The 5,158-nt window shown below is 38.9% G+C and carries 4 protein-coding genes and 2 tRNA genes; 4 read left to right on the top strand and 2 right to left on the bottom strand.

The window, feature by feature from the left end; translation table 11 throughout:
* Positions 1-20 precede the first annotated feature (20 nt).
* Positions 21-95 (bottom strand) — tRNA-Glu (locus tag KH364_RS09370).
* Positions 96-99: 4 nt separating this feature from the next.
* Positions 100-175, bottom strand: a tRNA-Asn gene (locus KH364_RS09365).
* A 738-nt stretch (positions 176-913) separates the two neighbouring features.
* On the opposite strand from KH364_RS09365, the gene KH364_RS09360 reads away from it, so the two are divergent.
* From KH364_RS09360 to KH364_RS09345, 4 genes are all read left to right on the top strand, one after another.
* Positions 914-1,756, top strand: coding sequence for a fumarate hydratase (locus tag KH364_RS09360; RefSeq protein ID WP_009352233.1), 843 nt, complete (start codon positions 914-916; stop codon positions 1,754-1,756).
* Positions 1,757-1,777: 21 nt separating this feature from the next.
* Positions 1,778-2,338, top strand: a complete 561-nt coding sequence (locus KH364_RS09355) for a Fe-S-containing hydro-lyase (protein ID WP_009352515.1) — start codon at positions 1,778-1,780, stop codon at positions 2,336-2,338.
* A gap of 223 nt (positions 2,339-2,561) precedes the next feature.
* A complete protein-coding gene (locus tag KH364_RS09350) occupies positions 2,562-3,113 on the top strand; it encodes a TIGR01440 family protein (RefSeq protein ID WP_273299421.1) in 552 nt (183 codons plus the stop codon).
* Positions 3,114-3,122: 9 nt separating this feature from the next.
* The gene (locus tag KH364_RS09345; RefSeq protein WP_273299420.1) at positions 3,123-5,021 is read left to right on the top strand and encodes an LPO_1073/Vpar_1526 family protein; all 1,899 of its coding nucleotides are present in this window, start codon (positions 3,123-3,125) and stop codon (positions 5,019-5,021) included.
* The last annotated feature ends 137 nt before the right edge of the window (positions 5,022-5,158 follow it).

The following is a 5,158-nucleotide window of genomic DNA, read 5'->3' as shown; positions in this document are numbered from 1 at the left end:
AGCTGAGCTAATCGTCCATGTGGTGACCCGTCCGGGAATCGAACCCGGGATACCGCCGTGAAAGGGCGGTGTCTTAACCGCTTGACCAACGGGCCAGAATGGCTCCTCGAGTAGGACTCGAACCTACGACCGATCGGTTAACAGCCGATTGCTCTACCGACTGAGCTATCGAGGAATGGTACGATTGTTATTATATGTTAGATTAATTATAAAAGCAAGCCTTTTTTTTAAAATTACTATAAAATAGACCTCGTTAAGTATGACTAAAACACATAACTTTATACGTAAAATTAGTTATTAAAAATATTGATAAGAAAGTCACTAAAATTAATAAAGTCTATAGAGTTTGAAAAACACAGTTAGTTACTGTATTTGCAAGGGCTTAAATGACGAAATATTAATGAGAGTTAGCAATATAAGTATATTGAAGATAATCGGTATACATATGCATTGTAGAAAAGTTTAAAAGGTTTATTTGAAAAGTAGTATCAGTTAATAAAAAAGTGTATTTATCTTATTAGATATAGTCTAGGTTTGTGGTTAATTATAAACTAAATCTATATATTAGAAAGTCTCTATAGAAAAGGGGCATGAAAATAAGATTAATGTATGATAAACTATGACTTTTATCACATTATGAAAGAGTTTTCATCATTATAAAACATGGTATATATAGTCTATTGAAATACCGAAATATATACAAGAATATTCGTGAAAACAATTCTCAGAAAGCTAAAAAGCATTGAGAAAACTGTATAGTTGAGGCGTTGAAAGGCTGTATATTGTGTGTTACGATTGATGCATAGAGTAAATCTCAATGTGTATGAGTTTTACATATCTTATACGCTTGAGAATTAAAAGTTATCTCACGGTATTAGAATTAATATTCAATTTTTCCTGAGGAGGGATTATCTTGCGCGAGATCCAAGTATCTGAAATTACAAAAACTATCCGTCAATTATGTATGGATGCAGCTTACCACTTGCCAAAAGACATCTATGAAGGCTTGAAAAAAGGTCGTGAAACAGAAGAGTCTCCAGTAGGTCGTATCGTTCTTGATCAACTCATCGAAAACGCTGAAATCGCTGATGCTGAAGATCGTCCATACTGCCAAGATACTGGTATGACAATGGTATTCTTAAAAGTAGGTCAAGACGTTCATTTCGTTGGTGGCGACCTTACTGAAGCTATCAATGAAGGCGTTGCAGCTGGTTACGTCGAAGGTTACCTTCGTAAATCCGTTGTAGGTGAGCCATTGTTCAACCGTAAGAACACTCAAAACAACACTCCAGCTATTATCTACACTGATATCGTTCCTGGCGATAAAGTAGATATCCAAGTAGAGCTTAAAGGTTTCGGTTCCGAAAATAAATCTGGCGTAGCTATGCTTGTTCCTGCTGACGGCGTTGAAGGCGTTAAAAATGCAGTTCTTGAAATCGTTAAAAAAGCTGGCCCTAACCCATGCCCTCCAATCGTACTTGGCGTAGGTATCGGTGGCACTATGGACCAAGCAGCAGTTATGTCCAAAAAAGCTTTGCTTCGCGATATTAGCACACCTCATAAAGATGCTGACTATGCAAAATTAGAAGAAGAAATCATGGAAATGGTTAACAAAACTGGTATCGGTCCACAATTGGGCGGCACTACAACTTGTCTTGGTGTAAACATCGAGTGGGGTGCAACTCATATCGCTGGTCTTCCTGTTGCAGTTACTATCATGTGCCATGCAGCTCGTCATGCTCACGCAGAACTTTAATCGATAGGAGGTAACATTACAATGGCTGAAACAATTCGCATTAACACTGAAGAATATAATGAAGAGTTTTCCCGTAAATTAAAAGTTGGTGATAGCGTTCTTATCACTGGCAAAATTTACTCCGCTCGTGACGCTGCTCATAAAGTTATGACTGAAGCTTTAGCACGTGGCGAAAAATTACCAATCGATTGGACTAACAAATTCGTTTACTACCTTGGCCCAACACCTGCAAAACCTGGTGATCCAATTGGTTCCGCTGGTCCTACAACTTCTGGTCGTATGGACGCTTACACACCAACAATGCTTGATCAAGGTATCAAAGGCATGATCGGTAAAGGTTCCCGTAAACCAGCAGTAGTTGAATCCATGAAGAAAAATGGTTGCACATACTTCGCAGCAGTTGGTGGCGCTGCAGCATTGATTGCAAAATCCATCAAAAAATACGAAGTACTTGCTTATGGTGAACTTGGTCCAGAAGCTTTGGCTGAATTGACAGTTGAAGACTTCCCTTGCATCGTAGTTGGCGATACTGAAGGTAACAACTTCTACGAAGAAGGCCAAAAACCTTACAGAAAAATCTAATATCACCGTTGAGTGATTAAAAGAGGCTTGCATTTGCAAGCCTCTTTTTGTTGTCTTCATTCTTTAATAGTATGATAATAATATAAGGATATACTTTTACAGTTTATAAGTTAATATCAGGAGATGTTCACTACCTATATGTAGAGTAAAGTCTACCGATTTTGTCTATTTTATGATAATATACATATAGATTTTATACATTCAAAGTGAGTGAGGCGATAACATGACTTCTGTAGAAACTATTCGTCAGTCAGTTCGCACAGCGATGGCTGAATTACTTGATTTGGCAAAGGTTCGAGAAGGTCAACTATTCGTTGTGGGCTGCTCCACTAGCGAAATTGTAGGTAAAAAAATCGGCACTGATTCCCATCTAGATGTGGCTCAGGTCGTATTTGATGAAATATATACAGCTGTTAAGGCGAGAGGCCTTAATTTGGCAGTTCAATGTTGTGAACATATTAATCGCGCTCTTGTTATGGAGCGTAGTGCAATGACTTGGGAGGAAGAGGTAAATGTAGTGCCTCAACGTCATGCAGGTGGAGCGATGGCAGTAACTGCATATGAACGTTTTGGTGATCCTGTAATGGTTGAATTTATTCAAGCTGATGTAGGTATCGATATTGGGGATACTTTCATAGGCATGCACATGAAACATGTTACAGTACCAGTACGGCTTAGTTTAAAGGAAATTGGGGAAGCCCATGTAACTGCCTGTCGTGTTCGTCCAAAGAGCATCGGCGGGGAACGTGCTGCATATAATGAAGCGTTGATGTAGGGGGATAGTATGTCAAACGTAATACCATATTTTGTATTGGCCGTCGTGGCATTAGGCTTCTTTGCTATTTGCTACGCCGTTTTTAGTCGTGGTGATGGTGAAAGTCAATCAAAGCCTAAGACGAATAGAAATTCACATGAAGACAATAATGTTGAAGCGAAGAATGATAGTCCAACTGCAACGGAATCTAAGCATGGTGATGTAACGGTAACGCATGCAGGTGGTACTAATGTATATACTGCATCGATTGCTGATTCTACTGAAGGTCAATCTGGCGAAGTTTTACAGAATAAATCTACAGAGGTTTTAGATGATGAATCTGCAGAGATTTTAGTTGATTCTACAGATACATCTTTCAATCGAAGAGATGGTAAGAATACACATGTAGAAAATACATCTAACGGTTACTCCTTAGCCTTAGGTGATCACAATGATGCTGTAACAAGTACTGAGTCTAATACTAGTGAAAGTAGTAACTCTCAATCTACAAAGACTGAGCCTGCAGCTGATGATACAAAAGGTGAAGTTTTACATGATGAATCTACTGTCGGTGAAAATGAGAAAGTAGCAACCCCTTCTGTTTCAGATGAAACTATTGTGATGAGTGCTGTTTCCGATATCAAGCATTCAAATGGCAATCAAGCTACTCCATTAATGGATAAAACTATTGTCTTAGACAAGGTAACTGATGAGCTTCGTAATCGACCGATTTCTGTAGAGGACACCATTGCTATGGGCGAATCTGTAGAGGTCTTAGCTGCTGATGAAGTTGAAAATATGGAAGTCACTCAAATGATTGGCGGCGCTGATGAGGTACAAACTGCGGAAGGTCCATCTGTATTAGATGAAACTCGCCTATTTGATGCGTCTGAAATTGAGGCACAGTTAGCTGCAGCAAGTTTAGTTGATGAAGAGGTTCCTACTGGTCAATGGGCTAAAGCTGCACATGAAGATAGATGCATTGAACTAGCTATTGCTCCATTTGTACATTCTTTTGGTGTGCTACATGGGGATACACAATATTATGTAGAAGATATTACAAGAGATGCTTTAGCAGCACTTAACATTACAAAGCTAGCTGAAGTAAATGCGTTGCTAGATAATATTGTTATTCAAGAAGCTTTGATGAGTATGCAAAAGGCGTATGCTGCAACAAATACGGAGTGGATGAAGTCCGCTGCGTTAGGGGCTTTCCTCGATGTTGTGCAATCTCCTAAATCTAGTACGCCATATCTAGTAGCCTTTGATGCATTGCGCATATTACCACATTTAACACTAGGTCACTTCCAAGTTATGGCGTTAACTTTATTATTGCAATACTCTAGAAATTCCAATAACTATGGATTGATTCATTTCCAACATTACGTAGAAAAATATATTGAGCCATTTATTTCTGATTTGCCTCAAAATCATTCCTTCTATCGTCAGCTTGATTACTTGCGCTGTACTCAAGAGGAACGTGAGCCAATTACATTGGCACAAGTATTATCTAATTCTTATCCGCTTGTATTTAACTACCGTGGCTTCTCTAAGGAAGAGCTATTCCGTGCTACCGATGGTCGCGGTGTAGATCCACGCTATGTGGTGCGTAGCTTAAACTCCAATTTATATAAATTGGCTTTAGTTGATGAATCCTTGGCCCCACGCTTCTTTAGACAAACTCGTATTTCTGACTCCATGGTTCAACGAGATCTTTTGGCACTCATGAAGAGCAAACCAACTGCTTTCAGAGGACAAGAGGCGCGTGATATTATGGATGATATTTCTCCAGTTCTTTTGGACTTGGCAGATGTGTTTGATAAAACGCCGATGTCTAAAATTAGCTTGACCTTGCTAGGTCTTTACTTAGGCCGAGCTCATGTGAAAGCAACGATTGGTGAAGAGTTTGATTTATCTCATTGGTTTTAAGCGACATAGCTTTACAATAAGTAATATGTAATAAAAAGGGGCTTATAGGACAAAAAGTGTGTGTGAAAACCCTTATAACACTAGATATTTACTAGTGTTATAAGGGTTTAATCTTTTTCTGGAGAAGTTTGAGGGTG

The organism is Veillonella sp. oral taxon 158, from assembly GCF_018376515.1.
GTDB lineage: Bacteria > Bacillota > Negativicutes > Veillonellales > Veillonellaceae > Veillonella > Veillonella rogosae.
The sequence above is the reverse complement of the archived record's forward strand: the minus strand, read 5'-3'. Positions and strand labels throughout refer to the sequence as shown.